Source organism: Nonomuraea sp. NPDC049141 (assembly GCF_040648415.1).
GTDB lineage: Bacteria > Actinomycetota > Actinomycetes > Streptosporangiales > Streptosporangiaceae > Nonomuraea.
The window spans coordinates 213,502-239,253 of record NZ_JBEZDR010000019.1 but is presented as its reverse complement, the minus strand read 5'-3'; the positions used below and the strand labels follow the sequence as shown (position 1 = coordinate 239,253).

Below are 25,752 nucleotides of genomic sequence, written 5' to 3'. Positions count from 1 at the left end.
CAGGTTGGCCACCCCTTGATCCACCCCGACGAAGCCGCCGACCGGCTCGCGTACCGCCGGTGTGGGCAGGGTGAGGGTGACCTTCAGCAGCCACACGCCGCGTCGGCAGATCAGGTCGGCCTCACCGAGCGGCAGCGTGTCGATGGCTTTGAGGTCGTCTGGCCGGCCGGTGTAGGGGACGGTGACGCGGCCGGTGGGAGTCCACAGCGACACCGTGCGGGCGTCGCGATTCCAGCTCACTGCAACTCCACCACAGCGAAGACGCGATGCCGCCACGCCAGGCGGGACACGACGGTGGCCGCCTCATTGCACAACAACACCGCCGCCGCCAGCGCCTCGGCCTGACCCGGGGCGGGCGTGAGCCGGAGCTGCACGACGGTGGGCAGGCCGTGCCGTTTGGTGGCGGAGCGGCGGGATCGCCATCGCGCACCTCCTAAGAAGGGTGGGGCTTCCTCCCGGCGCTGCCAGACCGAGTCTTCGTGCCACAATTCAGATGAACGTGACCCCGTTGGCCTGACCATGGAGCCTCATGACCTCGCAGCCACTCGCCCGCGCCGGTGGCGAACGTCAGCGTGACGCCGACCGGACCAAGGCGGAGATCCTCCAGGTGGCGCAGCGGGAGTTCGCGCGGCACGGATACGCCGGGGCCAGGGTGGACGAGATCGCCGAGCGGACGCGCACCACCAAGCGCATGATCTACTACTATTTCGGCGGCAAGGAGCAGCTCTACATCGCCGTTCTGGAGAAGGCCTACACCGAGGTGCGGGCCGCCGAGCGGACCGTCGACGTGGCGCACCTGGCGCCGGTGGAGGCCATCCGCACACTGGCGGAGCTGACCTTCGACCACCACGACGCGCACCGCGACTTCATCAAGCTGGTCGGCATCGAGAACATCCACGAGGCCGAGCACATCCGCAAGTCCGAGCTGCTGGGCAACCTGGGCACGCCCGTCCTCGACCTCATCTCCCGCATCCTCGACGCGGGGCAGGAGTCCGGCGACTTCGTCACCGAGGCCGACGCCATCGACGTGCACATGATGATCAGCGCGTTCTGCTTCTTCAGGGTCGCCAACCAGCACACGTTCGGGGCGCTGTTCGGCCGCGACATGACCGCGCCCGAGCACCGTGCCAGGCTGCGCACGATGGTCGGCGAGCTGACCGTCGCCTACCTGCGCGGCGCGGGCGCGCCCCCGTGACCTGCGGGCGGACCGGCGCACACGATCACAGCCGCTCTGGAGAAGGGTCATTCACACTCTTGTAATGTACGAACCAGTGAGTTAGTTTCGGGGCTATCTCACCCGGGAGGAGCCCCCGTGACCAACGCACCCACCCCCCAGGGCAAGCCGCGCAAGGCCGCGATCGCCGCCTGGATCGGCAGTGCCCTGGAGTACTACGACTTCTTCATCTACGGCACCGCCGCCGCCCTGGTCTTCAGCAAGATCTTCTTTCCCACGTCCGCTCCGGGCACCGGAACGCTGCTGGCCCTGGCCACGTTCGGCGTCGGCTACCTGGCCAGGCCCGTCGGCGCGTTCGTGCTCGGCCACATAGGGGACAAGTTCGGGCGCAAGAAGGTGCTGGTCTCCACGCTGGTGCTGATGGGCCTGTCGACGTTCCTGGTCGGCTGCCTGCCCACCTACGACCAGGTCGGGGTGCTGGCCCCGGTGCTGCTGGTGGTGCTGCGCCTGATGCAGGGGTTCTCGGTCTCGGGTGAGCAGGCGGGCGCCAACTCCATGACGCTCGAGCACGCTCCGGCCGGACGCCGCGCCTACTACACCAGCTTCACGCTCAACGGCACGCAGGCCGGGCAGATCATCGCGACCGCGATCTTCCTGCCGATCGCCGCGCTGCCCGAGGAGCAGCTGCTGAGCTGGGGCTGGCGGGTGCCGTTCTGGCTGAGCATCGTGGTGGCGGCGGTGGGGTTCGTGATCCGGCGCACGCTGGAGGAGACGCCCGCCTTCGAGCGGGAGGTCGCCGAGAACGGTGTCGCCAAGATGCCGCTGGCCGTGCTGTTCCGCGAGCACGGGACGGACGTGCTGCGGGTGGTCGTGGCCGCGGTCATCGCGTCGGTGAGCACGATCTTCACCGTGCACGCGCTGTCGTACGCGGTCAACACGGTGGGGCTGGAGCGGGCGCCGATGCTGTGGGTCGGCGTGCTGGCCAATGTCGCGGCGGTGATCACGATCCCGCTGTGGGGGGCGCTGTCGGACCGGGTGGGGCGCAAGCCGGTGTTCATCGGCGGCTCGCTGGGGTGCGCGGTGCTGATCTTCGCCTACCTCTGGGCGATCTCGGCCGGTGGCTATCCGCTGATCTTCGTGGTGGGGATCCTGATGTTCGGTGTCGTGCACAGTGCGACCAGCGGGGTCTGGCCGTCGTTCTACGGGGAGATGTTCAGCACCCGGGTGCGGCTGTCCGGGATGGCGATCGGCACGCAGATCGGCTTCGCCATCGCCGGGTTCGCGCCCACGGTCGCCACGGCGGTGGCCGGCACGGGCCGGGGGAGCTGGCTGGGGGTCTCGGTGCTCACCGCGGTGGTGTGCCTGATCAATGTGGCCGCGGTGGCCACCGCGCGGGAGACGTACCGGATCCCCACCGACCAGCTCGGCGCCAAGACCACCACCCCCGCACAGACGGCGACGGCGAGCACGGCGTGAAGGGCGTGAAGGGCGCGCGCGGTGTGACGGCCGGGCAGGCGTGGGCAGTGGGCAAGGCGTGAGTGGAGGCGCGGGTGCGGTCGCGGGCGGTGAGTTTCGCGTCTACGCCATCCGGTACGCGCGGCGCGACGCCCTGCGCGGCGAGCACTTCCACGGCCACGACGGGCGGGCGGGCGAGCCGCACCCGACGGCCTACTACACCTGGCTTGCCGTCTCCGACCGGCACACCGTCGTCGTCGACACCGGCATCAGCCGCGCCCGCGCCGCGAAGATCGACGGCCTCGACTACCTGGCCTCGCCCGCCGAGACGATGGCCGAGCTGGGCGTGCCCGCCGGCTCGGTCGATCACGTGGTGCTCACCCACCTGCACTACGACCACACCGGCACGGCCCGCGAGTTCGGCGCCGCCCGGTACGTCCTGCAGCGGGCCGAGCTCGACTACTGGACCGGCCCCTGGGCCCGGCGCGTCGCCAGGGAACGCTGGCTGATGGACGAGGGCGACGTGGCGCACCTGCGGGAGGCGGAGAAGGACGGCAGGGTGGACCTGCTCGACGGTGACGCCGAGCTGGTCCCCGGGCTGAGCGTCCACCTGGTCGGCGGCCACACGGCCGGCATGCAGGTGGTGCGGATCCGGACCGCGCGCGGCCACGTGGTGATCGCCTCGGACGCGAGCCACTTCTACGAGAACATCGAGAGCGACCGGCCGTTCCCGATCCTGCACAGCATGACCGGCATGTACGGCGCCTTCGACCGGATCAACGAGCTCGCCGACGGGCCGCACCTGGTGGTGGCCGGTCACGACCCCGAGGTGCTCACCCGCTTCCCGCCGCTCACCGAGGCTCTGAGCGGCCGGGTCGCCGTGATCGCCGAGTAGGAGCACCCACCGACCGAGGTGGCGGCTCACAGGCCGGGGCTGCGGTCACAGGCCGAGGTAGATGCGCCGGACCTGGGGATCGACCCGCAGGGCGGCCGAGGTGCCGGTGGCCGCGATCTCGCCGTTCTCCATGACCAGGCAGGTGGCGGTGACGTCGAAGGTGAGCTTGGCGTTCTGCTCGACCAGCACGATGCTCAGCCCGTCGCCGTTCAGCCGCTTCAGCGCGGTCACGATCTCCTCGACCAGGATCGGCGACAGTCCCATCGACGGTTCGTCGAGCAGCATCACCCGGGGGCGGCACATGAGCGCCCGGCCGATGGCCAGCATCTGCTGCTGACCCCCGGACAGCGCCCCGGCCAGGCGGTGCCGCATCTCGCCGAGCACCGGGAACAGGTCGTAGACCTCGCCGATCGGCGTCCGCTTCCAGTTTCCGGTGTAGGCGCCCAGCAGCAGGTTCTTCTCCACCGACAGCCCCGGGAAGACGTGCCGCCCCTCGGGGACGTAGCCGATGCCGTGGCGGACCAGGGTGTGCGCGGGCGCGCGGAGCAGGTCGTGCTCGCCGAACCCGATGCGCCTGGCCTGCCGGGGCGCCAGGCCCATGACGGCCTTGAGGGTGGAGGTCTTGCCCGCCCCGTTGGCGCCGATGATGCCCAGCGACTGGCCGGGCTCCACCGTGAAACTCACGTCGTGGGCGGCCCGCACCCCGCCGTAGTGCACCGACAGTCCCTCGACGATCAGCGTGCTCATTTGATGGCCTCCTCGACGGCGGACTCGGACGGGGCGGACATCGAGTCGCCCAGGTAGGCCGCGACCACGTCGGGCTGGACGGCGACGTCCGCGGGGGCGCCGTCGGCGATGACCTTCCCGCCGGACAGTACGGTGACCCGGTCGCACAGCGACATGACCAGGCCCATGTTGTGCTCGATCACCACGACCGTCACGCCGGAGTCCCTGATCGAACGGACGATCTCGGCCAGCTGCCGCACCTCCCCGCCGTTGAGCCCGGCCGCCGGCTCGTCGAGCAGCAGCAGCGCGGGCGCCATCGCCATCGCGCGGGCCATCTCGATGCGCCGCTGGATCCCGTACGGCAGCGCGCGCGGCGCGGCGTCGGCGAAGTCCCGCAGCCCGAACCGGTCGATCAGCTCCCCGGCCCGCTCCCGCAGCGCACGCTCGAACCCGAGCACGCTCCAGGGCAGCGCGAGGTAGCGCCAGACCCAGCGCGTCCGCGTGCGGTCCAGGCCGACCAGGACGTTCTCCCGGACGGTCAGGTCGCCGAACAGCCGCAGGTTCTGGAACGTGCGGGCCACCCCCAGCAGCGACAGCCGGTACGGAGCCGCGCCGGTGACCTCCCGCCCCCGGAACAGGATCCGGCCCGACGTCGGCGTGTAGAAGCCGCTCACGACGTTGAACAGGGTCGTCTTGCCCGACCCGTTGGGCCCCACCACACCGCGGATCTCGCCGGCCGTGATCGTGAGTGACACCTGGTCGAGCGCGGTCAGACCCTTGAACCGCATGGTCACCCCATCGATCTCCAGCAGGTCACCGCCCGTGCCCGTGCTCGCGTCGGCATCCGCCCGCTCGTACGGCTGGAAGGGCCCCAAGGTGGCTCTGGCCCCGGCGGCCCGGCGGCGCCGGAGCCGGGCGGGCAGCCCGGCCAGACCGGTGGGAGCGAAGACCACCACGAGGACGACCACGGTCCCGTAGCCGAGCTGGGCGTAGGCCGACACGTCCAGCAGCGCCTCCCTGACCAGCGACAGCGCCACCGCCCCGACGACGCAGCCGAGGATGCTCCGCCTGCCGCCGATGATCACCATGGCCAGCAGCAGGAACATGTTGGCGATGCTGAACGTCTCCGGCGCCACGAAACGGATGAGCCCGGCGTACAGGACTCCGGCGATGCCGCCGTACAGGCCGGACAGCACGAAGGCGGTCATGCGCAGCAGCGGGATCTCCGCGCCGAGCGCGCCGGCGGCCAGGTCGTCGTCGCGCATGGCGCGCAGCCTGCGGCCGAGCGGCGAGTGGGTCAGGAACAGCGCGAACGCCAGCGCGAGCGCGAACGCCACCAGTTCGACGTAGTAGAAGAGGTACTCGCTGGACAGGTCCACCCCGAACAGCGGCGGCACCGGGATGTCGCTGATGCCCTCGGCCCGCCCGGCGACGGTCGCGTTGGTGATCCAGTTGACGAAGGCCAGCGCCAGCCCGAGCGTGACGATGCCCAGGTAGTGCGACTGCATCCGCAGCGCGGGCAGGCCCACCAGCAGCCCGACGAGGACGGCGGCCAGCAGGGCGAGCACGGCGGCGGTCCAGAAGCCGAACCCGGCGCGGGTGGTGAGGATGGCGACGGCGTAGGCGCCGACGCCGAAGAAGGCGATCTGCGCCAGATTGATCTGCCCGGCCACGCCCATGGCCAGCCCGAGGCCGATGCCGAGGACCGCGAAGATGATCGCCACGTCGACGACGTGGATCGCGTATCCGCCCAGCCCGTACGGCAGCAGCCAGGCTGCCACGGCGGCGGCGATGAGGGGGATCAGCCGTTTCACGCTCGGTTCACCGTCGTCTCTCCGAAGATGCCGGTAGGGCGGACCATCACGATGGCGGCGAAGACCAGGAACGTCACCAGCTCCGAGTACTCCTGGAAATGGCCGGCCGCGAACGAGTCGAGCAGCCCGAACGCCATGCCGCCGGCGATCGCGCCCCGCATGCTGCCGAAGCCGCCGAAGATCGCGGCGGCGAAGCCCTTGATGCCCAGCGAGCCGCCCATCGTGGGGCTGACGTAGAGCATCGGCCCGATGAGCCCGCCGGCCAGCGCCGCCAGGCCCGCGCCGATGGCGAAGGCCATCGCGTTGCTGCGGCCGACGTGGATGCCGACGGCGGTGGCCGCCTCGTGATCCATCGCGACCGCCTGCATGGCCGCGCCCCGCTTGGTGCGCTGCAGGAACATCCCCAGCAGCACGGTGGCCGCGGCCGCCACGCCGATGACCACCAGGCTGTAGGTCGGGATCTTGATCCCGGCGAGGTCCAGCGGCGCGGTCGCCACCGGCGACGGCACCGCGTGGCCGGTCGCGCCGAACACGCGGATCGCCCCGGCCTCCAGCACGGTCCCGAAACCGATCGTGCCGATCAGCATCAGGTCGAAGTCCTTGTTCTCCAGCGGGCGCAGCACCCGCTCGATGACCAGGCCGATCAGCCCGGTCACCGCGATCGCCACCGCGACCGCGACGGGGAAGGGCAGCTTGGCGAACATGTAGAGGTTGGAGGCGGCGTAGGCGCCGATCATCACCACGTTGCCGTGGGCGAAGTTCACCAGGCCCATGGTGCGGTAGACGATCGAGAAGCCCATGGCGACCAGCGCGTACACCGCGCCGAACGTGACGCCGCCGATGAGGGTCTGCAGAAAGACCTGCACGGTTCTCCTAGCCGGCCGACTCGGCGACGATCTTCCCGGCCTTGATGAGGCCGATCTGGGTGGCGTGGATGCCCACCCCGGAGTCGTCGTAGGCGAAGTCGCCGAGCAGGCCGTCACGCTTGACCGCGCGGATCGCGTCGGCGAGCGGCCGGCCGCCGGCGCCCTTGGTCTGCTTGAGCGCCTCGATGAGGATCTTGGCGCCGTCGTAGGCCTTGGCGCCGTGCAGCTCGGCGGCCTCGCCGAACGCGGCCTGGTAGGCGGCCGAGAAGGTCTTGCTCGCCTCGCTCGTGTCGTTGCTGAGGTACGGCGAGCTGATGACCGAGCCCTCGGCGTTGTCCGCCCCCGCGGTGGTGACGTACACGTCCGTGCCCATCGGCGCGCCGCCCGCCAGGACCGCCTTCAGCCCCAGCTCGCGGGCCTGCTTGGCGATCAGCCCGGACTCGACCTCCTCGGCGCCGATGAACAGCACGTCGGGGTCCTTCTGCCGGATCGCGGTGAGGGAGGCGCTGAAGTCCTTCTGGTCGGGGGTGACGGCCTCGTCGGCGACGGGAGTGACGTTCCTGGTCTTGAGGGCGGCCAGGAAGGCGTCGTGCTCACCCGCGCCGTACGTGCCGTTGTTGCTGATCAGCGCGATCTTCTTGTGGCCCTTGTCGTCGACGAGGTACTTGGCCAGCGTCTCGTCGTAGGTCACGCTGGTCGGCGCGTTCAGGAACAGGAACGGGCTCTTGAGCGCGGCGAGCTTGGGCGACTGTCCCGAGGTGATGTTCGGGATCCCGGCGTCCTTGAGTATCGGCGCCATGGCCAGGGTGACGGCGCTCTCGGCGGTGCCGAGCATGGCGACGTAGCCGCCACCGGCGATCTTCCTGGCGAGGTTCGTGCCGACCGTGGGATCGCCCTGGTCGTCGAACAGGTCGAGCTGGATCTGCCGCCCGTTGACGCCGCCGGCCTTGTTGGCCTCGTCGACGGCCAGCTTGACGCCCTTGCTCTCCCATTTGCCGAGCGAGCTGAGCTGGCCGCTCTGCGCGTTGATGTTGGCGACCTTGATGGGTCCTGTGGCATCGGCCTTCGTGCCGGACTGCTGTCCGGGCGCCGAGCAGGCGGCCAGCGTGATGATGAGCGACACGGCGGCGACGGGGAATCTCGCGGACAACACGGTTCACCTCGTTTGGGGGGATTTTTCGGGATAGAGCCGCTTAATGCACGAACTAGTACGTTAGTTATACGGCCGGGGGTCACCAGAGGAAAGAGCGAACGTGCAACGGTTTCAGTCGGGGAAGACGCTCTGGTAGATGTCCTTGATGTTCCAGTGGCCAGGGGTGGGGACGGGCTCGTTGACCATGGGCACGTCGATCACCGCGGGCCGCCGGTCGGCCACTGCCTTGCGCAGGGCCGTACGGAGGTCCTCAGGTGCGGTGACGGTGTGCCCGCCGGCCCCGCAGGCCCGCGCGAGGGCGGCGAAGTCCGGGCTGTAGGGCCGCCCTGCGGGGTCGGTGAAGTCGCAGCCGTGGCTGCGGCCGAAGTGCGCGGACTGCAGGTCGGAGATCGTGCCGTGGGACCGGTTGTTCATCACCACGAAGATCACCGGCGCGCCCGCCTCCACCGCCAGCGGCACGGCCGGGAGCTGGGCGCTCATGCCGCCGTCGCCGATCAGCGCGACCACGGTCCTGCCCGGCTCGGCGAGCTGCGCGCCGACGGCCGCGGCGGGGCCGAAGCCCATCGTGGAGGCGCCGCCGGGGGTGATGAACCGGCCCTCGGGCGGCAGCTCGTAGCACTGCGCCACGCCGTTCTTGTTCCAGCCGACGTCGGTGACGAGGATCGTGTCCGGGGGCACCGAGTCGCGCAGGTCGGCCAGGATGCGCTCGGGCCGCAGCGGGAAGTCGCCGGCGCGCCCGCGTTCCCTGCTGGCGGCGAACAGCTCCGACCTGGCCGCGCGGATCCGTTCCCGCAGCGCGGGACGGCTCGTCGCGGGATGGGACGTGGCCGCCGCGGCTATCGCCCTGATGGCCAGAGCGGCGTCGGCGACCGCGCCGATCTCCGCCGGGTAGTTGCGGCCGATCTCGGCCGGGTCGAGGTCGATCTGGAGCAGCCTGCTCTTGTCGCCGAGCGTCCAGGTGAAGCGGGGATCCCAGGAACTGGAGTCGGTCTCGGCGAAGCGGGTGCCCAGCGCCAGCACCACGTCGGCGTCCCGGGCGTAGTCGTTGGTGAGCTCCAGCCCCCAGAATCCGGTCATGCCGAGGACCAACGGGTGCGCGTCGGGCACGGTCCCCTTGGCCATCAGCGAGTGGGCGATCGGGATGTCGAGGTGCTCGGCCAGGCCGAGCAGCGCCTCGGCGTCGTCGCGCAGCCCGCCGCCCGCGTAGATCAGCGGCCGCTCGGCCCCGGCGAGCGCGGCGGCGATCCGCTCGGCGACCTCCGCCGGCAGGCCGGGCGGCTCGGCGCGGCTGAGGGACGGGTACGGCTCGGCGGCCCGCGAGAAGACGTCCATGGGCACGTTGACCAGCACCGCCCCCGGCCGTCCCGTCGTCGCCGTCCAGAAGGCGCGCTCCACGGCCCGGCCGAGGTCCTGGGCGCGGTGCACGTTCCACGCCCGCTTGACGAACGGCCGGAAGACGGCCGCCTGGTCGGCGTCGGCGTGCAGGTTGATCTCCTGGTGCGGATGCCGCCCGTGGTAGTAGGAGGGGACGTCGCCGGAGATCACCACCAGCGGCACCGAGTCGAGCGCCGCGGTCAGCACCCCGGTGGTGGCGTTGGTCAGGCCGGGCCCGACGTGGACGAGCAGCACGCCCGGCTCGCCCGACACACGGGCGTAGCCGTCGGCGGCGTGCGCGGCGGCCTGCTCGTGCCGGGCGATGACGAACCGGATCCGGCTGTCGGCGAGCGCGTCCAGCACGGCGATGTTGGTGTGGCCACAGGTGCCGAAGACGTGCGAGACGCCGAGGTCCTCCAACTGCGCGACGAGCGCGTGCGCGGCGGTGGCGGTCATTCTTCTCCCCAGATGGTCAGGCCCCGCAGCAGGAGGGTCTTGGTCACGGTGAAGTCCTCGATCATCCAGCGGGGTGACTCGCGGCCGATGCCGGAGTCCTTGACGCCGCCGAAGGGGACGTGGTCGAGGCGGAAGTTCGACGACCCGTTGACCACCAGCCCGCCGACCTCCAACTCGCGCCACGCCTGGACGATCCGTCGCACGTCATGCGTGAACAGACCGGCCTGCAGGCCGTACCTGCTGGCGTTGCACGCCTCGATGACCTCCCCGAACTCGTCGTAGGGGAGCACGGCCACCAGCGCGCCGAACACCTCCTCGCGCACCAGCCTGGCGTCGGCGGGCGGCGCGGCGACCACGGTCGGCTCCATCACCGCCCCCGACCGGCCGCCGCCGGTGGTGATCACGGCGCCCTGGCCGGCCGCCTCGCCGGCCCAGCGGGCCACCCGCGCGGCGGCGTCGTCGTCCACCATCGAGCCGACGTCCGTCGCCGGGTCCAGCGGGTCACCTACGACCAGGGCCTTCACCTCGGCGGTCAGGGCGGCCACGAACTCCTCGAACCTGCCGCGCTGCACGTAGACCCGCTGCACCGAGATGCAGCTCTGCCCCGAGTTGCTGTAGCCGGTACGCGCGCAGATCCGCGCCGCCTCGGCCACGTCGGCGTCCTCGCACACGATCGTGGCGGCGTTGCCGCCCAGCTCCAGCAGCACCCGCTTGGGCCCGGCGGCGCGGGCGACGGCGGCGCCCGCCGTCACGCCGCCGGTGAAGCTGACCACGGCGATCTCGGGCGCCGCGCACAGCCGCGCGCCCACGTCGGCGCCGCCGTGCAGCACCTGTACGGCCTCGACCGGCATCCCGGCGTCGAGCAGGATCCGCACCAGCTCCGTCGAGACCGCGGGCGCCTGCGGGGGCGGCTTGACGATCGTGGTGTTGCCCGCGGCGAAGGAGGCGCCGAGCTTGTGCGCCAGCAGGTTCGCCGGGGCGTTGAACGGGGTGATCGCCAGCACGGGACCGGCGGGGGCGCGGCAGGTCAGCGCGGTGTTGCCCACGCCGCGGGCCCAGCCCGCCACCGGCAGCACCTCGCCGCCCAGCGCCCTGGCCTCGGCCGCCGACACCGACAGCGTGTCGGCCACCCGCAGCACCTCTCCGCGCCCGTCCTTCAGCGGCTTGCCGAGCTCGACGGCCAGCAGCCGGGCCAGTTCCTCGCCGCGGGCGGTGACCTCGGCCGCGCCGCGTTCGAGGATCGCGGCCCTGGTCGCGGGGGCTAACCGCGCCACCGCCCGGGCGGCTTGCCCGGCGTAGGCCAGGGCCCGGGTGATGTCGTCCGGCGTCGCCGTGCGGGCCCGGCTGACCGTCCGCCGCAGGTAGGGGCCGGTTCGTTCGGCCGTCGGGCCGTCGGTCAGCCATGTCCCGGCGACCAGGCAGCCCGCTTGGTAGATCGCATCCATCTCGACTCCACTAGGTGGTGCATCAGAACCGCACTGTGGACTTGCTCAAAGTATGAGGACATTCCAGTCCGCGCAAGAGGAACCGCGTAGTGGAACGTCTGGACCGTATAATGGACCGAGTGTTAGCGTACGGACCGCATGAGAGGGTGAGCAGGAGTTCACCTTCGACCGACAAGTGAGGACCCGTGCCTGCGAACTTCCCGGCAGAATCCGGCGAGTCCGGTGGCGTGCGCAGCGTCCAGCGAGCGTTCGACATCCTGTCCCTGCTCGGCGAGGACCGGCGGATCCTGACGATCCGCGAGGTCGTCGACGAGACCGGCTTGGCCAAGACGACGGCGCTGCGCCTGCTGCAGACCTTGGAGCACATGGGCCTGCTGTGGGCCGCGCCCAAGGGCTACACCGCGGGGCCCGCCCTGTGGCGCTGGGCGCACCTGGCCCGCAGCGCGTGGGAGCTGCCACCGGAGACCGTCAAGCTCATGCGCGACCTGGCGGCCCGGCAGCGCGAGACCGTCAACCTCTACGTCGCCAGGGACGTCCACCGCGTCTGCATCGCCCAGCAGGAGAGCCCGCAGCCGCTGCGCCACGTGGTGCGGGTCGGCGACGAGCTGCCGATGTGGGCGGGCGCCTCCTCGAAGGTCCTGCTCAGGGACGCGCCCGCGCGGCTCCTGACGCGGATCGCCCGCACCTCTCCGCACGGCGAGGTGCACCTGGAGACGCTGCGGCAGTGGATCGCCCAGGCGGCGGCCGACGGCCACGCGGTCAGCCACGGCGAGCGTGAGCCCGGTCTGTCCGCCGTCGCGGTGCCCGTGACCGGCGGCGCCAAGGCGATCGTGGCGGCGCTCACGCTCAGCGGCCCGACCGTGCGGTTCACGGACGAGCGGGTGGCGGAGTTCGTCGCGGACCTGGGCGAGGTGGCGGGGCGCATGTCGGAGCGCGGGTTCGACCATCCCCTGACCTGAGCATCGGGAGCCTTAACGATGGGAGAGCGTGAATGCAGCAGTTGCCACTGGACGGTGTCAAGGTCGTCGATCTGACCAGCGTGCTCGCCGGACCCTACTGCAGCTACCAGCTGATGCTGTTCGGCGCCGAGGTCGTCAAGGTCGAGCTGCCCGGCAGCGGGGACCTGGCCAGGCGCCTCGGCCCTGATGACGAGCTCAACCGGGACCGGCTCGGCGCCTCCTTCCTGGCCCAGAACGCGGGCAAGAAGTCGGTGGAGCTCGACCTGAAGAGCCCGGCGGGGCGGGTGGCGTTCGAGGCGATGGTCACCGGCGCCGACGTCCTGCTGGAGAACTTCCGGGCCGGGGTGCTGGCCAGGCTCGGCTACGACCGCGACCGGCTGCGTGAGCTCAACCCGCGGCTGATCTACTGCGCGATCTCCGGCTTCGGGCAGAGCGGCCCGATGAGCGGGGCGCCCGCCTACGACCAGATCATCCAGGGGCTGTCGGGCATGATGAGCGTCACCGGCACCCCCGACACGGTGCCGATGCGCGTCGGCTTCCCGGTCTGCGACACGGTCGGCGGGCTGATGGCCGCCATGGCGATCTGCGCCTCGCTCGCCGGACGGCACCGCACCGGGCGGGGCAGCTTCCTGGATCTGTCCATGCTGGAGGCGTCGATCTCCGCCATGGGCTGGACCGTGTCCAACTACCTGGTCAGCGGCGTCGAGCCGGAGCCGATGGGCGACCAGAACGCCACCGCGGCGCCGTCGGGCACGTTCGAGACCGCCGACGGGCCGCTCAACATCGCCGCCAACCAGCAGACGCAGTTCGAGACGCTCTGCCGGCTGATCGGCCGCCCCGGCCTCGTGGCCGATGCGCGATTCGCCCTCCCCGAGGCGCGCAAGCTCCACCGGAAGGCGCTGAACGCCGAGCTCAACGGCGCGCTGCGGGCCAGGACCGCGCAGGAGTGGGAGGAACTGCTTTCCGGTCACGGCGTGCCCGCCGCCCGCGTCCTGACCGTCCCGCAGGCGCTGGCGCTCGACCAGCTCCGGCATCGCGGCTTCCTCACCGACCTGAGCTTCCCCGGCGGGAGCGACCGCCGCCTGACCGTCACCGGCAACGGCGTGCTCGTGGACGACGAACCGCTGCGCCCCCCGGCCGCCCCGCCGCTGCTGGGCGCCCACAACGAGGAGTACGCGCATGAGTGAGGCGGCCGACTGGTGGGGCACCGCCGTCTCCAGGATCGAGCCGGACGTCATCGAACTGCGCGGCCGGCCGGTCCAGGAGCTGATCGGCCGAGTGGGGTTCGCGGAGATGATCTGGCTCATGCTCCGTGGCGACCTGCCCGACCCGCGGCGGGCGGCGCTGCTGGAGGCCGCGCTGGTCTCCTCGGTCGACCACGGCCCGCACGCGCCGTCCATCGCCGTCGCGCGGATGGCGATCACCTGCGGCGTCGGGCTGAACAACGCCGTCGCCACCGGCGTCAACCTGCTGGGCGACGTGCACGGCGGCGCGGGGGAGCAGTGCGTGGAGCTGCTGGAGGAGGCGCTGGCCTGCGGCGACACCGCGGCCACGGTGGCCCGCTGGCGGGCCCGCGACAAGTACCTGCCCGGGTTCGGGCACCGCTTCCACACCCGTGACCCGCGCCGTGATCCGCTGCTCGGCCTGGTGGAGCGGGCGGTGGCGGACGGGGTCGTGGCGGGCGACCATCTGCGGGTGGCCGAGGAGGTGGAGGAGCTGATCAGCCCGGTCCCGATGAACATCGACGGCGCGACCGCCGTCGTCTACGCCGAGCTGGGCTTCCCCGCGCCGCTGGCCAGGGGCCTGTTCGTGCTCGGCCGCAGCGTCGGCATCCTCGCGCACGCCTGGGAGGAGGCGGGGCAGGGGCGGCGCAACAAGGGCCCGCTGCCCCCCTCGATCCGGCCGACATACCTCGGTCAGTAGACGACGATCTTCCCGGTGTTCTGCGGGAAGATCGCGTCGTTGTAGAAGTACTCGCCGGGCGTGGCGAAGGTGTGGGTGAACGACTGCCCCGGCATCAGCACGCCGCTGTCGAACTCGTACTCGAAGAAGGAGACGGCGGCGTGCGCGAAAGCGTTGTCCGCCGGATTGGTGAACGTGACGGCCGTCCCCTTGGGCACCCGCAGGTGCTGCGGCGACATGGCGTTCTGGGCGACGGTGTTCTCGGCCGGGCCCGGCCGCTGGTTTGCCGCGTCCCAGACGCGGCCCAGCGTGACCGTCGTGCCGGCGACGGCGGCGGTCCTGATGTCGTTGCGTTTCTTGGGCGGTACGGGCGCCGCCGCGGGTGCCACCTTGCCGCCGAGCTTGAACGCCCACAGGTGGTCACCGCGCGGGATGTCCGGGTACGGCAGCCCGTTTCCGCCCGCCAGGACCGCGATGTACTGCTCGCCGGCGATCTCGTAGCTGATCGGGCTGGTGTGCACCCCGGCGCCGCACTGGAAGCTCCACAGGATCTTCCCGTCGGTGTCGTCCATCGCGTGCAGCACCCCGTCGGGGCCGCCCTGGAACATCACCCGCCCGGCCGTGGTGAGGATGCCGTTGCCGTGCGCGAGTGACCACTCCCTGTCGAGGGTCCACACCGGCTTGTTGGTACGGGGATCGACGGCCGCGATGCCCCCCGCGAAGTACTCGCCCAGCGGGCGCGAGGTGTTGACCCGGCCGTCGCGGCTGTTGGAGAAGCCGGAGTTGATCAGCCCGTAGCCGACGTAGATCCAGCCCGTGTGCGGGTTGAACGACAGGTGCGCCCAGTCGGCGCCGCCGCCCGCGCCGGGAAAGATGATGGTCGCCCGGTCCCAGTGCGGCGTGTAGAGGCCGCCCCAGGCGTAGAACGGCACCGGCCTGGTCGCCTTGCCGAACTCCGGCGCCTGCGTGATGAACGGCTCACCGCCGGGGAACGGCTGCGTCGGCGCGGTCTTCTGGCGTAAGTCCTGGGGCACCGGCCGCTCCGTCACGCCGTGGACCGGCTCACCCGTCGCCCGGTCGAGGAAGTAGAACATGCCGGCCTTGCTGCCGTAGACCACGACCTTGCGCTTGTCGCGGCCGATCCGCACGTCCACGAGCACCGGCGCCATGACGTTGTCCAGGTCCCAGATGTCGTGGTGCACCGACTGGAAGTGCCACGCGCGCTTGCCGGTCTTGGCGTCGATGGCCACGATCGAGTTGGCGAACAGGTTGTCGCCACCCCGGCTCGAACCGTCCAGCCGGGGGTAGGAGCCGCCGAAGGTCCAGTAGACCAGCCCGAGGTCCGGGTCGATCGCGGGGTGGATCCACGGCACCGCGCCGCCGGTCTTCCAGGACTCGCCCTCCCAGGTGTCGTTGCCGAACTGGCCCTCGCCCGGACACGCCCAGAACGTCCACGCCACCTCGCCCGTGGCCGCCTTCAGGGCGTAGGCGCGGCCCCGGGCGCCGCCGGTGCTGCCCTGCATGCCGACGTAGATCAGCCCGTCCCAGTAGACGACCGCTCCGGCCAGGGTGCCGGTCAGGCCGCCGCACTGCCCGTTCTGGGGATCGCAGCCGCCGGTGTCGCCGCCGCCCTCGTCCTCGGTGATGAGCTGCCGCTGCCACACCACCTGGCCGCTCTCCTTGGCCAGGGCGTAGACGATGTTGGCGCCGGAGGTGGAGAAGACCAGGCCCTCGCCGAGGGCGACCCCGCGCATGTTCGTCTGCTTGGTGCCGAGGTTCGTCTTCCACTTCAGCGCTCCGGTCCTGCCGTCCACGGCGAAGACGTTCTGCTGGGTGGTCTGGACGTACAGGATGCCGTCCTGCACGACGCAGGTGCTCTGCTGGGGCGCGGCGGTGCTGCCGCCCTCCAGGTTGACGTGCCAGGCGCCGCCGAGGCGGTCCAGGTTGCGCGCGGTGATCTTCTTGAGCGGCGAGTGGTTGTGGTTGCCGAGGTTGCCACAGACCTTGGGGAAGTCGCTGCCCGCGCTGCCCAGGGCGGGGGACTGCTGTTCCGGGACGGGAGCGGGAGCGTCCGTACGAGCGGGCACGGCCAGTGCCGCGGCCGCGCCGATGAGGAAGTTACGTCGTTCCACTGGCACCACGCCTTCTTGTGGTCCACTAGATGGACCTATAGATCCGCTTAACGGACGCACAATAAGCCGGTGCGGCGGTGAAGACAAGACCTTGCCGGGTCTCGGACCGCTGGCTACGCTGTGGAACGATCGATCCACCTGGTGGACCCGGAGGTGCCCGTGAGACCCTCGACGCTCGTGACCGCCGCCCTGCTGCTGGCGGTCGGCTTACCCGCTTCAGCCGCCACCTCCGACGATCCCGCCCCCGCCGGCGGTGTGTGCCGGGGCACCGACGCCCGCTGCTACCACGACTGGGGCAACTTCGACCCGGCCAAGGGCTACCGCCTGCTCGTCTACACGCGCACGGCCGGCCCCCGCCACGCCCACCTCGGCACCGTGCTCGGGCCGGGTCTCAACCCGCCGCTCAACGACGACAACGTGGCCGTGAAGGCGGTGCTCAAGCTGGGCCAGGACAACGGCTTCGCGGTCGACTACACCGAGGACGTCACCCAGCTCGCCTCAGCCCAGAGCCTGCTGAAGTACAACGCGGTGATGTTCCTCAGCACGACCAGGGACGCGCTCGACGACGCCGCCCAGACCGCGCTGCGCCAGTACGTCAGGGCGGGCGGCGGCTTCGTCGGCGTGCACAACGCCTTCGGCACCGAGTACAACTGGCCCTGGTACGAAGGGCTGCTCGGCGAGTCCAACTTCTACGACCACGGCCCCGATCAGCCCGCCACCGTACGCACGGTCGATCGGCGCGACGCCTCGACCCAGGGTCTTCCGCCGGCCTGGACGTTCAGCGACGAGTGGTACAACCTCGTCCCGGCCCCCACCCGCGTCCGCGTCCTGGCCCAGGTCGACGAGAGCACCATGCTCAAGGGCACCCGCGGCAACCTCGGCCACCCCGGGCACGGCAGGGACCACCCGGTCTCCTGGTGCCAGTACTACGACGGCGGCCGGTCGTGGGTCACCACGCTCGGCCACGAGGTGCAGGCGTGGACCGGCGACCAGCGCTTCCTCGGCCACCTGACCGGCGGCGTCAAGTCGGCGATGGGCATGGCGCCCTTCTGCCGCTGATCACTTCTGGGTGGCGGCGTGGTGGAGGCCGCGCAGCGCCAGCACGTAGCCGTACACGCCGAACCCGACCACGATGCTCCGCGCGACCGGCGAGATGTAGGAGTGGTGCCGGAACGGCTCGCGCGCGTGCACGTTGGAGATGTGCAGCTCGATCACCGGCAGCTCCACGCCCTCGATGGCGTCGTGCAGGGCGACGGACGTGTGCGTGTAGGCGCCGGGATTGAACACCGCGCCGACGCACCGCCCGGCCTTGACCTCGGCCCCGGCCTCGTGGATCCAGTCGATGAGCTGCCCCTCGTGGTTCGACTGCCGGAACCGGAGGTCGAGGCCGAGCTCGGCGGCCTCCTCGCCGCACAGCTGCTCGACGTCGGCCAGCGTCGTGGTGCCGTACACCTCCGGCTTGCGGGTGCCGAGCAGGTTGAGGTTCGGGCCGTTGAGAACGTAGACGGATGTCACACATGCCTCACTTCATGGTCGTCGCTACACCCGGTGGCGGGCCAGGTGCTCCAGGACCGACTGGTTGGCCTCCCAGCCGTCGGGGAACTTCACCGGCACGCCCAGCCGTACCGGCTCCGCCGACGGATGGGCGTCGAGCAGCTCGGCGATGCCCGCCCTGGCCACCACCACGCACGCGTGCCGGTGCCGCGAGGCCAGCACGCACAGCCGCCCCGACTCCAGGTGGAACGCGGTGGCGTCCCGGCGGCCCGACAGCGGGTGCAGCACGATCGTCACGTCGTACTCGCGGCCCTGCAGCCGGTTGGCGGTGTCGACGGTGATGTCCGGCGGCAGTCCCGCGTTCCTGATCGCCGCCACCTGGTCGCGGTGCGCCGCGCCGACCGCGATCCGGTCGGCGGTCACCGGCCGCTCACCCTGCTCCGAGCCCGCCACCGCGCCGCGCTGCAGCAGCCGCTCGGCCAGCAGCGCCACCGCCTGCACGGCCTCGCCGTCGGTGCGCACCGTGTGGCGGTTGGGCAGCTCCAGCAGCGCCCAGCCGGAGCGGGCCGCCTCCTCCAGCGCCCGGTCGTGCACGGTGCCCATGCCGCCGGTGGCCAGCTCCAGCCGACGCTCGCCGGCCCCGGTGCCCGACCGGAACCCGGTGAACGGGTAGAACGCCCGCGACACCACCGGCGCGGCCGAGGCGGGCAGCCGCCACGACACCGGCAGCCGGTGCACCGGCAGGTCGGGATTGTGCCGCAGCAGCACCGAGACCGCGCTCTGCAGCGGGTCCCACGACAGGCCGGACCAGCGGTCGCCGTCCACGATCGAGAACGGGTCGAGCTGCCCGGGGTCGCCCACGAACAGCGCCCGCTCGAACAGCCCGGCGATGCGCAGCAGCTTGTCCGAGCGCATCTGGTACGCCTCGTCCACGATCGCCCACGGCCAGGTGCGGCCGGAGATCCACGCCCACTTGTCCGACGTGGCGATCATGATGTCGGGGTCGCCGAGATCCTGGATCCTCGTGCCGACCGTGACGCCGGGCAGCTCCAGCAGGCGCAGCGGCGGCACGTAGCCGCTCGCCGACAGCCGTCCGACCGTCAGATGGGGATGCCGCTCCGAGATCCGCGCCACCAGGTCGTCGACCTGCTCGTTGGTCTGGGCGACGATCATCAGCGGCTCGCCGGTCTCGGCCAGGTGGGCGGCGGCCCGGACCACGAGCGTGGACTTGCCCGCCCCCGGCGGGGAGTCGACCACCACACCGCGGTTCTTCGGCAGGTCGGCGAGCACGTTCCTGATGACCTGCTCCGGACTGGCCTCGTCCGCGGTCACGACCATTCCTCCCGGGCGTCCTCGTCGGTGGGGCGGTATTCCTGCGGCGGGCCGCCGTGCGTCCACGGCGTCGCCTCCGCGTCGGGCAGGCTCGGCGCGCCCTGGAAGTCGTCGGTGAGCGAGGTGTAGCAGACCCGCTCGCCCACCTCGGGCACCGCGCCGGGAGTGGGCGTCTTGCCGCGGCCCATGCCCTTGGTGATCTTCAGGGTGACCAGGCCGTCGCTCGCCTCCACCAGCTGGGCGCCCTGGCCGCGCCGCTGCGGGGTGCCGAGCGCGGTGCCGGGCGGCAGGCGTACGGGATCGTCGGTCTTGACCACCACGAGCGGGCGCAGCTTGCGCGAGCGGCCCTCGCCCTCGAAGTTCTCCGGCTCGGTCTCCATGACCTCGCCCGCGAACGCCTCGCCGGTCAGCCGGTACTCGGCCATGACCAGCGGGTCGTCATAGGCCCGCTGCACCTCGTAGGCGGCCTGGGCGCGTTCCATGCGGGCCAGCCGCGCGGCGGCGGCGATCGCGCCGTCATGCCTGGCCTGCGGCGGCCCGCCGTCCTCGATCTGCGCGGCCAGGCCGCTGAACGAGGCGCGGTCCTGCTCCCACCGCTGCGCCACGCTGGCCCCCTCGGGCAGGCCGCCGAGCAGGTCGATCGCCTGCCACATGAGCCGCCAGGTGGGTTCGAGCTGGGTGCGCAGGGCCTCGGTGACGCGTTCGGCCGAGCCCTTCTCGATCGCCGGCGCCAGCACCTCGGCGTCGAACCCCGGATCGGTGACCGGTCCCGCCGGCGGCCAGATCAGCGGATCCTCCGCGTCGTCGCTCGGCCCGTCGGTGATCCAGGCGAGCAGCGCGGCCAGGTTCGCGTCCTCGAGGCCGCTCTGCCCGCTCGCCCAGTGCCGGCCCAGCTCCTCGCTCGCGGCGAGCGTCAGCGACGACCCCGGATATCCGGCCCGCTCGGCGAACCAGGTCAGCCACCTGCCGAGCAGCGGAACCCCCGTGGGCACCGGGTAGGGCCCGTCGGCCCGGCGGAACCGGGTGGACCTGCCGAGCAGCCGGGTGAACGCCACACCCGCCTGGTTCGGCACGATCAGCTGCGGCGCGTCGAGCGCCCGCTCGTACGGATCGGCGTTCTTCCGCTCCACCGTCTCCATCTCGCTCAGGAAACTCTGGATGTACGGCAGCAGCAGCCCGGCCAGCTCGGCGGCCCAGGCGAAGCGCAGATCGCGGTTGCGCGGCTGGGTCACCACCAGCAGCCGGGGCTGGGCGCGGTCGGTGCCGAGCATGGCGGCCAGCGGCGCGGCGGCCTCGCCGGAGAGCTTGAGCGGGATGAACACCATCGGCCGCGCCGACAGGTGGCAGTGCCGGACGGTCGCGATGGGCTGCGCGATGCCCTCGTCGAGGGCCCGCAGCCGGGCGAGCGAGGTGAGCAGGCTCACGTCAGGCACTCTCTGCGCAGGCGTTCGGCGTTGCGCAGCAGCCGGGCGATCTCCTCCTGGCCCGGGGCCGGGTCGCGGGTGCCGTCGGCCAGCCCGAGCGCCTCGCCGACGGAGGCGACGCCGCCCAGCTCGTCGCGTACGTGGCGGCCCAGCAGGTCGGAGGCGCCCTCCTGGCGGGCCTCGTCGCGGCAGAAGAAGCACAGGTCGCAGGTTGACAGGCAGTCGGGCGCGTACCGGGCGTCGGTCCCGCGCAGCGCGTCGGCCAGCTCGGCGGCGGACCGGGTCGGCAGCCCGTCCTCGCCCGGCAGCAGGTCGAACGTGACGTCCTCGGGCAGCACGTCGAGCAGCCGGTCGAGGCCCGTCATCCGGTCGAGCTGGCGTTCCAGCACGGCGAGCTGCGGGCGTACGTCCACCAGTGTGGCGACCGGCCGGTTGGCGAAGTTCTCCGGGCAGACCAGCACCACCTCGTGCGAGACCCGCAGCGGGTCGTGCCCCAGCTCGCCGAGCAGCCGGCGCAGCGCCAGCACGTACACCGCCGCCTGCCGGGCCGCGGCGGCCACCGCGGCCGGGTCCGCCTGCCCGTCGATCACCGCGAACGACTTGATCTCCACGATGTGGAAGCGCCCGCCGAGCTGGAACGCCACCACGTCCGGCTCCAGGTAGGCGGCGTGCCCGGCGATCTCCAGACTGAGCAGCGGGTGGTCGTAGACCGTCCCCGCGTCCTGCCCCTCGGACACCGCCCGGTCGAACAGCGCCCTGGTGTGGGCGTGGCGCAGGTGCGCGCCGACGTTCTCCACGTCGTGGTAGGCCACCTCGGCGATCGGCAGCCCGAGCTGCTCCCGCAGCATGCGCAGCAGCTCGGCGCAGCCGTCGGCCTTCACCAGCGCCTCGAACATGTTGCCCCGGGTGATCGCGAACGGCGACTGGCCGAACGGCGCGGGGAAGCCCAGGTGCCGGGCCGCGGCGTCCTTGTCGATCCCGGCGCCGTCCATGAGCGCTCTGCGCGAGCAGCCGGGGTTCGCCGCGAGCGCGGCGATGGCACGGGCGTCGTGCGGCTTCGGTGGCGTCGTGCCTCGCAGCGCGTCAAGCCGGTTCATCGGCCGCCTCCCGTATTGCTGTGGCGTTCAGTGTCGCCCTCACCCGGTGATCTCCTTCTTCGCGACGGTGCTCAGCGTAGCGGCGCCGAACAGCCGAGCCGTGTCACCGAGCTGCGATGCCGCGCGTTCGGCCAGCTCAGCCCGGTCGTGCGTGTCGCGCTCCGCGTGCACCGCGAGCTCTGCCCGTGCCGCCTCGATCACCCGATCGGGGTCGGGCGGCCCCAGATCGCCGTCGGCGGCGCCGGGGATGTTACGCGCCATCCTGGACAGCAGCCGCGCGGCCCCCGGCTGGAGGTCCCCGAGCTCCGCGTGATCGGGATCGAGCTGCCCGGCCACCGCGATGGCGCAGGTCAGGAAGTCGACGCGGGGGCTGAGCGGGCCCACCATCCGGCGCGCCTGCGGCCACGTGCTGACCGCCAGCAGCCCCCGGGCGGGGGAGAGGCGGTCCGTCAGCGCCGCGCATAAGTAGAACGGCCTGCCGTACGGGGAGGCCTTGAACGAGCGGGCCTCGTCGCGGCGCAGGCTGGTGAGCTGGTTGCTCCGCAGTGTGCCGCCGCAGAACGCCAGCCCCACGGCGACGATCAGCCTCGGCTGCGCGCAGGCGCCCAGCAGGGTGAGGCCCTGATGCACCTGCTCGCGCACGGTCACCAGGCGTGGCGCCACGGGCTCGGGATCCGGGTCACCGGCCGGGGCGGCGCTCACCAGGGCGTCCCACGTACGCTCCACGCCGCGGAGCTCGGCGCGCAGGGTCCTGGCCGTGGCCGTGTCCTTGACCCGCATGGCCCTGCGCACACCGGCTCGGAGCTCATCGATCCGCCTCTCGAGATCATCCAGCCGGTCACTCATGGCGCGAGCGTAGCAAGAGTTCCAGTCTTTCCCAGTAATTTCCGGATATCACTCGCGCGCCAGCTTATATTGATCTACATTGTAAAGGGCGGGCCCGGTTACGCGGCAGGAACGGCCAGCACCCACTCGCGGTCGTCGGTGAGGAAGCGGTCCAGGTGGAGGCCGGACTCGGCGAGGGCGGCCCGGAGGTCGTCGTCGCTGAGCCGCCGGGAGGTGAACGACTGTGTCCACACCTGATCCCCGTGCACGTACCGCATGGTCGCGCTGAACAGCCCCGGCTCGACCTCCTCGTGCGCCGCCAGCGTGATCGTGATGTCGCCGTCGGTCCGGCCCGTGCCGGCCTGCCGGGCGTCGTGCTTCTCGGGCGGCGTCCACTGGATCAGCACCGCCCCGCCGGGTGCCACGTGCCGCGCGCACGCCGACAGCAGCGCCCGCCTGCCGGCCTCGTCGGCCGTGTGCACCAGGTACGACGCGAGCATGACCGCGTCGAACCGCCGCTCCAGCCGCAGGTCCTGGATCCGGGACAGCACGGTCTCCGCGCCTCTGACGCGGGCCAGCATCTCGGCCGACTCGTCCACGGCCACCACCTCGAAGCCGTGCTCCAGCAGCGCGTGCGTGACCCGGCCCACGCCCGACCCCAGCTCCAGGACGGACCCGCCGGACGGTGTCACCTGCCCGACGATCTCCGCCTCCCCTCGAGGTCTCAACCGCGTGTAGAACTCCACGGGGGAGCCGTCGGGGGTGATCGAGCCGGGTCCGGTGCCGGAGTGGGGGAAGATCGTCATGCTCTCGAACCTAAGGCATGAGACCGGCTTCCGCCGTGCCCCGCCCTGCTGATCGGTCAGCTCGCCTTGAGCAGGGGGTAACCCTCTCCGAGGTCGCGGTTGATCGGCAGCGTGACCAGCGCGCAGTCCTTCCTGGCCACCTCCACGCCCTGGATCGCGCAGGCGATGGAAGCCGTGCAGTCACCCCCTGTCAGGAGCATGAGCCGGCCGGCGCGCACGCCCGCCTGCACCATCGTGACATGCAGGATCAGATCCACGCCGAACGTCACCCGGCCCATCGGCTGCCCGTTGACCCGCACTTCTATGTACGGCTCGTGATGGGAGACGACCTCGTGCTCGGCCAGCGGCACTACTTCGCCCTTGCCCGGATCATCCAGGCTTCTGCGAGCGGCGGCCCGCAGGTTGCGGTACTTCGCCCAGCCGGTCAGCAGGACCGACCCCAGGTCGATGCCCTGCAGCAGCTCGGCACCGGCCTCGCCGGCCTTGTGCGCCAGTTCGGTGGGCGGCATCCGGACCTGCCGCCTGATCTCGTCGAGCACCTGGCGGTTGTCCACGGCCCGCGACAGCTCCTCGGCCGCGCGGTCCGGATCGGCGTAGAGGAGCAGGTCGGTGGTGCTCGGGTGGGTGGTGAAGGCGGCGGTCACCGTACGATCTCCCTGATCTCCTGTCGGCCCTGATCGTGGTGGCACACGAACGTGACCCCGGCCGTGGGCGCGGGGTCACGGACCTCCACCCCCGGGGACGGATCCACGCACGGCACGCAGACGACGGAGGCCGGGGCGGGCCGAGGCCCGCGAAGGACCCGGCGTACCGCCCAGGCCGCCGCGGCCCCCGCCACGGCGGCGGCCGCGGGCACCAGCCATCCGGGCGGCTCCGTGCTGCTCGAGGCGTCCGACTTGCTGGGGTCCGGGCCGACCGTCGGCCTGGTCGGCGTGGCGGGACTCAGATGCAGCGTTACGGTGCTGCCTTTCGGCACCCGCCTGCCGGGCTTGGGATCCTGGGAGGCCACGACGGGCGGATCGGCGGCCTCTCCCTCGGCCACCGCCGAGAAGAGCCCTCGGCCCTGTATCTCGTGCTCCGCCCGACCCAGCCGGTCACCGACCACGTCGGGGACCTCCACGTACTCCACCAGCAGGATGACCACGGTGGAGCCGCAGGGGGCGTCTCCTCTTGGGATCTGCCTGCGTACGATCCAGTCGTCCGCCGCGCCGGAGGGCCTCGCTTCCATGGCGAAGCCGCCCTGCTTCAGCTCGGCCTTCGCTTGGTTCTTGGTCCTCCCCACGACCCCGGGTACGGGCCCGCTTCTCGGCCCGTACCCGGGGTCCGGATCGCCTAGAGGCGCGCACTTCTGCGGCGCAGGTGTGTCCGGGCCAGTTGGCGTGATCGTGTCGGTGTCTGTGGGCGTTTTGGTGGGCTCGTCCGTCTGCGTGTCCGGCGGGGCCGGCGGGGCCGGCGACGAGGCCATCGCTGGCCCCGCCGCCAGCGCGATCATGCTCACGGCCAGCGCTTTCGCGACCTCGAACCGCATGGTCACCCCCTGGCCCTCAGTATCGGAGGCACTGCGGGCCGGTCGGCCGTGGCATGAGCAGTCCCGTACTCAACTCGGAGGAACACGCGTCCCGCGTTGTGGAATACAGGGCAGCCGCCTACGACCTCCTGGTGATGCGGATCTTCGACTGCTTGTGCCGGAGCTGTTCCCAGTCGTCCATGAAGGTCGCGTCCAGGCTGTACCGGTCCGCCAGAGCCACGAGGGTCTCGGTGCGGTAGTAGAAGTCCTCGCGCAGCACGTGGTGCTCCTTGCCCTCGGCCCGGTCGAAGGTGAAGTCGAACCACCCGTCCGGCTTCATGACCCGGCTCACATGGGCGAAGCACTCCTCGATGACGTTCAGCGGCGAGTGCGAGAAGACGCTGTGGGCGTGCACCACGTCGAAGTGGCCGTTGGGCAGGAACGCGAAGCGCAGATCACGGACCGGGGTCAGGTGCGGCAGCTTCTCGCGCAGGCCGTTCGCCACGACCGTCTCCTGCGCGGCGAAGAGGATGTCGGGGGAGATGTCGAGGCCGTAGTAGTTGCCCGTGTCCAGGTAGTCGATGAACAGGCGGCCGGCCCGCAGATTGCCGCAGCCGATCTCCAGCATCGTGAAGTCGGGCTTGAGGCCGTGCTTCTTCAAATAGTCGAACTGCATGCGCCCGAGCGCCAGCCAGCGCCGGTGCGTGTGGGAGCCGACCGCGCCTTCGGGACTGCAGGCGGTGTCCGACTTCATGACGGCCCGGTAGTAGGAGACGTGGTCGGGGTTGCGCAGCCGCAGCCAGGTGTCGCGGGTCAGCCGGCGCAGATGCGGCAGGACCTTGTGCGGGTGCGTGAGCGCGTAACGGGCTTGGTAGGCCAGGCTGGAACGGTTGTGTTTCACGGTGGACCGCCAGAG

The 25,752-nt window shown here is 71.6% G+C and carries 24 protein-coding genes and 1 pseudogene; 7 read left to right on the top strand and 18 right to left on the bottom strand.

Annotated elements, in window-relative coordinates:
- Positions 1-240 (bottom strand): annotated as a pseudogene (locus AB0B91_RS44945) (RNA-guided endonuclease TnpB family protein); the annotation flags it as partial.
- Complete coding sequence (locus AB0B91_RS44940) at positions 237-488, bottom strand: hypothetical protein (protein WP_358334275.1); 252 nt, start codon at positions 486-488, stop codon at positions 237-239. The gene AB0B91_RS44940 and the pseudogene AB0B91_RS44945, both read right to left, overlap by 4 nt.
- A gap of 41 nt (positions 489-529) precedes the next feature.
- Here AB0B91_RS44940 and AB0B91_RS44935 point away from each other — a divergent pair, with 41 nt between their 5' ends.
- The 3 genes from AB0B91_RS44935 to AB0B91_RS44925 all read left to right on the top strand — a co-directional run bounded on the left by AB0B91_RS44935 (position 530) and on the right by AB0B91_RS44925 (position 3,524).
- Positions 530-1,195: a TetR/AcrR family transcriptional regulator gene (locus AB0B91_RS44935; protein ID WP_358334272.1), complete on the top strand. Its 666-nt coding sequence runs from the start codon at positions 530-532 to the stop codon at positions 1,193-1,195.
- A gap of 117 nt (positions 1,196-1,312) precedes the next feature.
- Complete coding sequence (locus AB0B91_RS44930) at positions 1,313-2,650, top strand: MFS transporter (protein ID WP_358334269.1); 1,338 nt, start codon at positions 1,313-1,315, stop codon at positions 2,648-2,650.
- Between the two features lie 58 nt (positions 2,651-2,708).
- The gene (locus AB0B91_RS44925) at positions 2,709-3,524 is read left to right on the top strand and encodes an N-acyl homoserine lactonase family protein (protein ID WP_358334266.1); all 816 of its coding nucleotides are present in this window, start codon (positions 2,709-2,711) and stop codon (positions 3,522-3,524) included.
- A gap of 45 nt (positions 3,525-3,569) precedes the next feature.
- Here AB0B91_RS44925 and AB0B91_RS44920 read toward each other — a convergent pair whose 3' ends face one another.
- From AB0B91_RS44920 to AB0B91_RS44895, 6 genes are all read right to left on the bottom strand, one after another.
- On the bottom strand, positions 3,570-4,271 hold the full coding sequence (locus tag AB0B91_RS44920) for an ABC transporter ATP-binding protein (RefSeq protein WP_358334263.1): 702 nt from the start codon (positions 4,269-4,271) through the stop codon (positions 3,570-3,572).
- Complete coding sequence (locus tag AB0B91_RS44915) at positions 4,268-6,064, bottom strand: branched-chain amino acid ABC transporter ATP-binding protein/permease (RefSeq protein ID WP_358334260.1); 1,797 nt, start codon at positions 6,062-6,064, stop codon at positions 4,268-4,270. The genes AB0B91_RS44920 and AB0B91_RS44915 overlap by 4 nt, the downstream gene beginning before the upstream one ends.
- Positions 6,061-6,930, bottom strand: coding sequence for a branched-chain amino acid ABC transporter permease (locus AB0B91_RS44910; protein WP_358334257.1), 870 nt, complete (start codon positions 6,928-6,930; stop codon positions 6,061-6,063). Before AB0B91_RS44910 ends, AB0B91_RS44915 begins: the two co-directional genes overlap by 4 nt.
- Positions 6,931-6,937: 7 nt before the next feature.
- The gene (locus tag AB0B91_RS44905) at positions 6,938-8,080 is read right to left on the bottom strand and encodes an ABC transporter substrate-binding protein (protein WP_358334254.1); all 1,143 of its coding nucleotides are present in this window, start codon (positions 8,078-8,080) and stop codon (positions 6,938-6,940) included.
- Between the two features lie 114 nt (positions 8,081-8,194).
- Positions 8,195-9,913 (bottom strand): thiamine pyrophosphate-binding protein, encoded by a 1,719-nt coding sequence (locus tag AB0B91_RS44900; RefSeq protein ID WP_358334251.1) that lies wholly within the window; start codon positions 9,911-9,913, stop codon positions 8,195-8,197.
- Positions 9,910-11,358: an aldehyde dehydrogenase family protein gene (locus tag AB0B91_RS44895; RefSeq protein ID WP_358334248.1), complete on the bottom strand. Its 1,449-nt coding sequence runs from the start codon at positions 11,356-11,358 to the stop codon at positions 9,910-9,912. The genes AB0B91_RS44900 and AB0B91_RS44895 overlap by 4 nt, the downstream gene beginning before the upstream one ends.
- A gap of 185 nt (positions 11,359-11,543) precedes the next feature.
- On the opposite strand from AB0B91_RS44895, the gene AB0B91_RS44890 reads away from it, so the two are divergent.
- The 3 genes from AB0B91_RS44890 to AB0B91_RS44880 are packed head-to-tail and all read left to right on the top strand — an operon-like array spanning position 11,544 to position 14,240.
- Complete coding sequence (locus AB0B91_RS44890) at positions 11,544-12,317, top strand: IclR family transcriptional regulator (RefSeq protein WP_358334245.1); 774 nt, start codon at positions 11,544-11,546, stop codon at positions 12,315-12,317.
- Positions 12,318-12,349: 32 nt separating this feature from the next.
- Positions 12,350-13,504 (top strand): CoA transferase, encoded by a 1,155-nt coding sequence (locus tag AB0B91_RS44885; protein WP_358334242.1) that lies wholly within the window; start codon positions 12,350-12,352, stop codon positions 13,502-13,504.
- Complete coding sequence (locus AB0B91_RS44880; RefSeq protein ID WP_358334239.1) at positions 13,497-14,240, top strand: citryl-CoA lyase; 744 nt, start codon at positions 13,497-13,499, stop codon at positions 14,238-14,240. The genes AB0B91_RS44885 and AB0B91_RS44880 overlap by 8 nt, the downstream gene beginning before the upstream one ends.
- Here the strand turns inward: AB0B91_RS44880 and AB0B91_RS44875 are convergent.
- Complete coding sequence (locus tag AB0B91_RS44875; protein WP_358334236.1) at positions 14,234-16,357, bottom strand: PQQ-binding-like beta-propeller repeat protein; 2,124 nt, start codon at positions 16,355-16,357, stop codon at positions 14,234-14,236. The genes AB0B91_RS44880 and AB0B91_RS44875 overlap by 7 nt on opposite strands.
- A gap of 153 nt (positions 16,358-16,510) precedes the next feature.
- Between AB0B91_RS44875 and AB0B91_RS44870 the strand changes: the two genes are divergently transcribed.
- The gene (locus AB0B91_RS44870) at positions 16,511-17,410 is read left to right on the top strand and encodes a ThuA domain-containing protein (protein WP_358334233.1); all 900 of its coding nucleotides are present in this window, start codon (positions 16,511-16,513) and stop codon (positions 17,408-17,410) included.
- On the opposite strand, the gene aroQ is transcribed toward AB0B91_RS44870, so the two are convergent.
- The 9 genes from aroQ to AB0B91_RS44825 all read right to left on the bottom strand — a co-directional run bounded on the left by aroQ (position 17,411) and on the right by AB0B91_RS44825 (position 25,737).
- Entirely contained in the window at positions 17,411-17,866 is a 456-nt protein-coding gene (aroQ, locus tag AB0B91_RS44865) for a type II 3-dehydroquinate dehydratase (RefSeq protein ID WP_358334229.1), read from the bottom strand.
- Between the two features lie 24 nt (positions 17,867-17,890).
- Positions 17,891-19,183 (bottom strand): AAA family ATPase, encoded by a 1,293-nt coding sequence (locus AB0B91_RS44860; RefSeq protein WP_358334226.1) that lies wholly within the window; start codon positions 19,181-19,183, stop codon positions 17,891-17,893.
- Positions 19,174-20,601 carry a hypothetical protein gene (locus AB0B91_RS44855; RefSeq protein WP_358334223.1) on the bottom strand — a complete coding sequence of 476 codons (1,428 nt, stop codon included), beginning with the start codon at positions 20,599-20,601 and terminating at the stop codon, positions 19,174-19,176. Before AB0B91_RS44855 ends, AB0B91_RS44860 begins: the two co-directional genes overlap by 10 nt.
- Positions 20,598-21,698, bottom strand: a complete 1,101-nt coding sequence (locus AB0B91_RS44850; protein ID WP_358334220.1) for a hypothetical protein — start codon at positions 21,696-21,698, stop codon at positions 20,598-20,600. Before AB0B91_RS44850 ends, AB0B91_RS44855 begins: the two co-directional genes overlap by 4 nt.
- A gap of 39 nt (positions 21,699-21,737) precedes the next feature.
- Positions 21,738-22,544, bottom strand: coding sequence for a hypothetical protein (locus AB0B91_RS44845; protein WP_358334217.1), 807 nt, complete (start codon positions 22,542-22,544; stop codon positions 21,738-21,740).
- Positions 22,545-22,642: 98 nt separating this feature from the next.
- Complete coding sequence (locus tag AB0B91_RS44840) at positions 22,643-23,329, bottom strand: methyltransferase domain-containing protein (RefSeq protein ID WP_358334215.1); 687 nt, start codon at positions 23,327-23,329, stop codon at positions 22,643-22,645.
- Between the two features lie 56 nt (positions 23,330-23,385).
- Positions 23,386-23,973 carry a hypothetical protein gene (locus AB0B91_RS44835; RefSeq protein ID WP_358334212.1) on the bottom strand — a complete coding sequence of 196 codons (588 nt, stop codon included), beginning with the start codon at positions 23,971-23,973 and terminating at the stop codon, positions 23,386-23,388.
- Positions 23,970-24,857, bottom strand: coding sequence for a PASTA domain-containing protein (locus AB0B91_RS44830; protein ID WP_358334209.1), 888 nt, complete (start codon positions 24,855-24,857; stop codon positions 23,970-23,972). The genes AB0B91_RS44835 and AB0B91_RS44830 overlap by 4 nt, the downstream gene beginning before the upstream one ends.
- Positions 24,858-24,975: 118 nt before the next feature.
- Positions 24,976-25,737: a class I SAM-dependent methyltransferase gene (locus tag AB0B91_RS44825; RefSeq protein WP_358334206.1), complete on the bottom strand. Its 762-nt coding sequence runs from the start codon at positions 25,735-25,737 to the stop codon at positions 24,976-24,978.
- Positions 25,738-25,752: the final 15 nt, after the last annotated feature.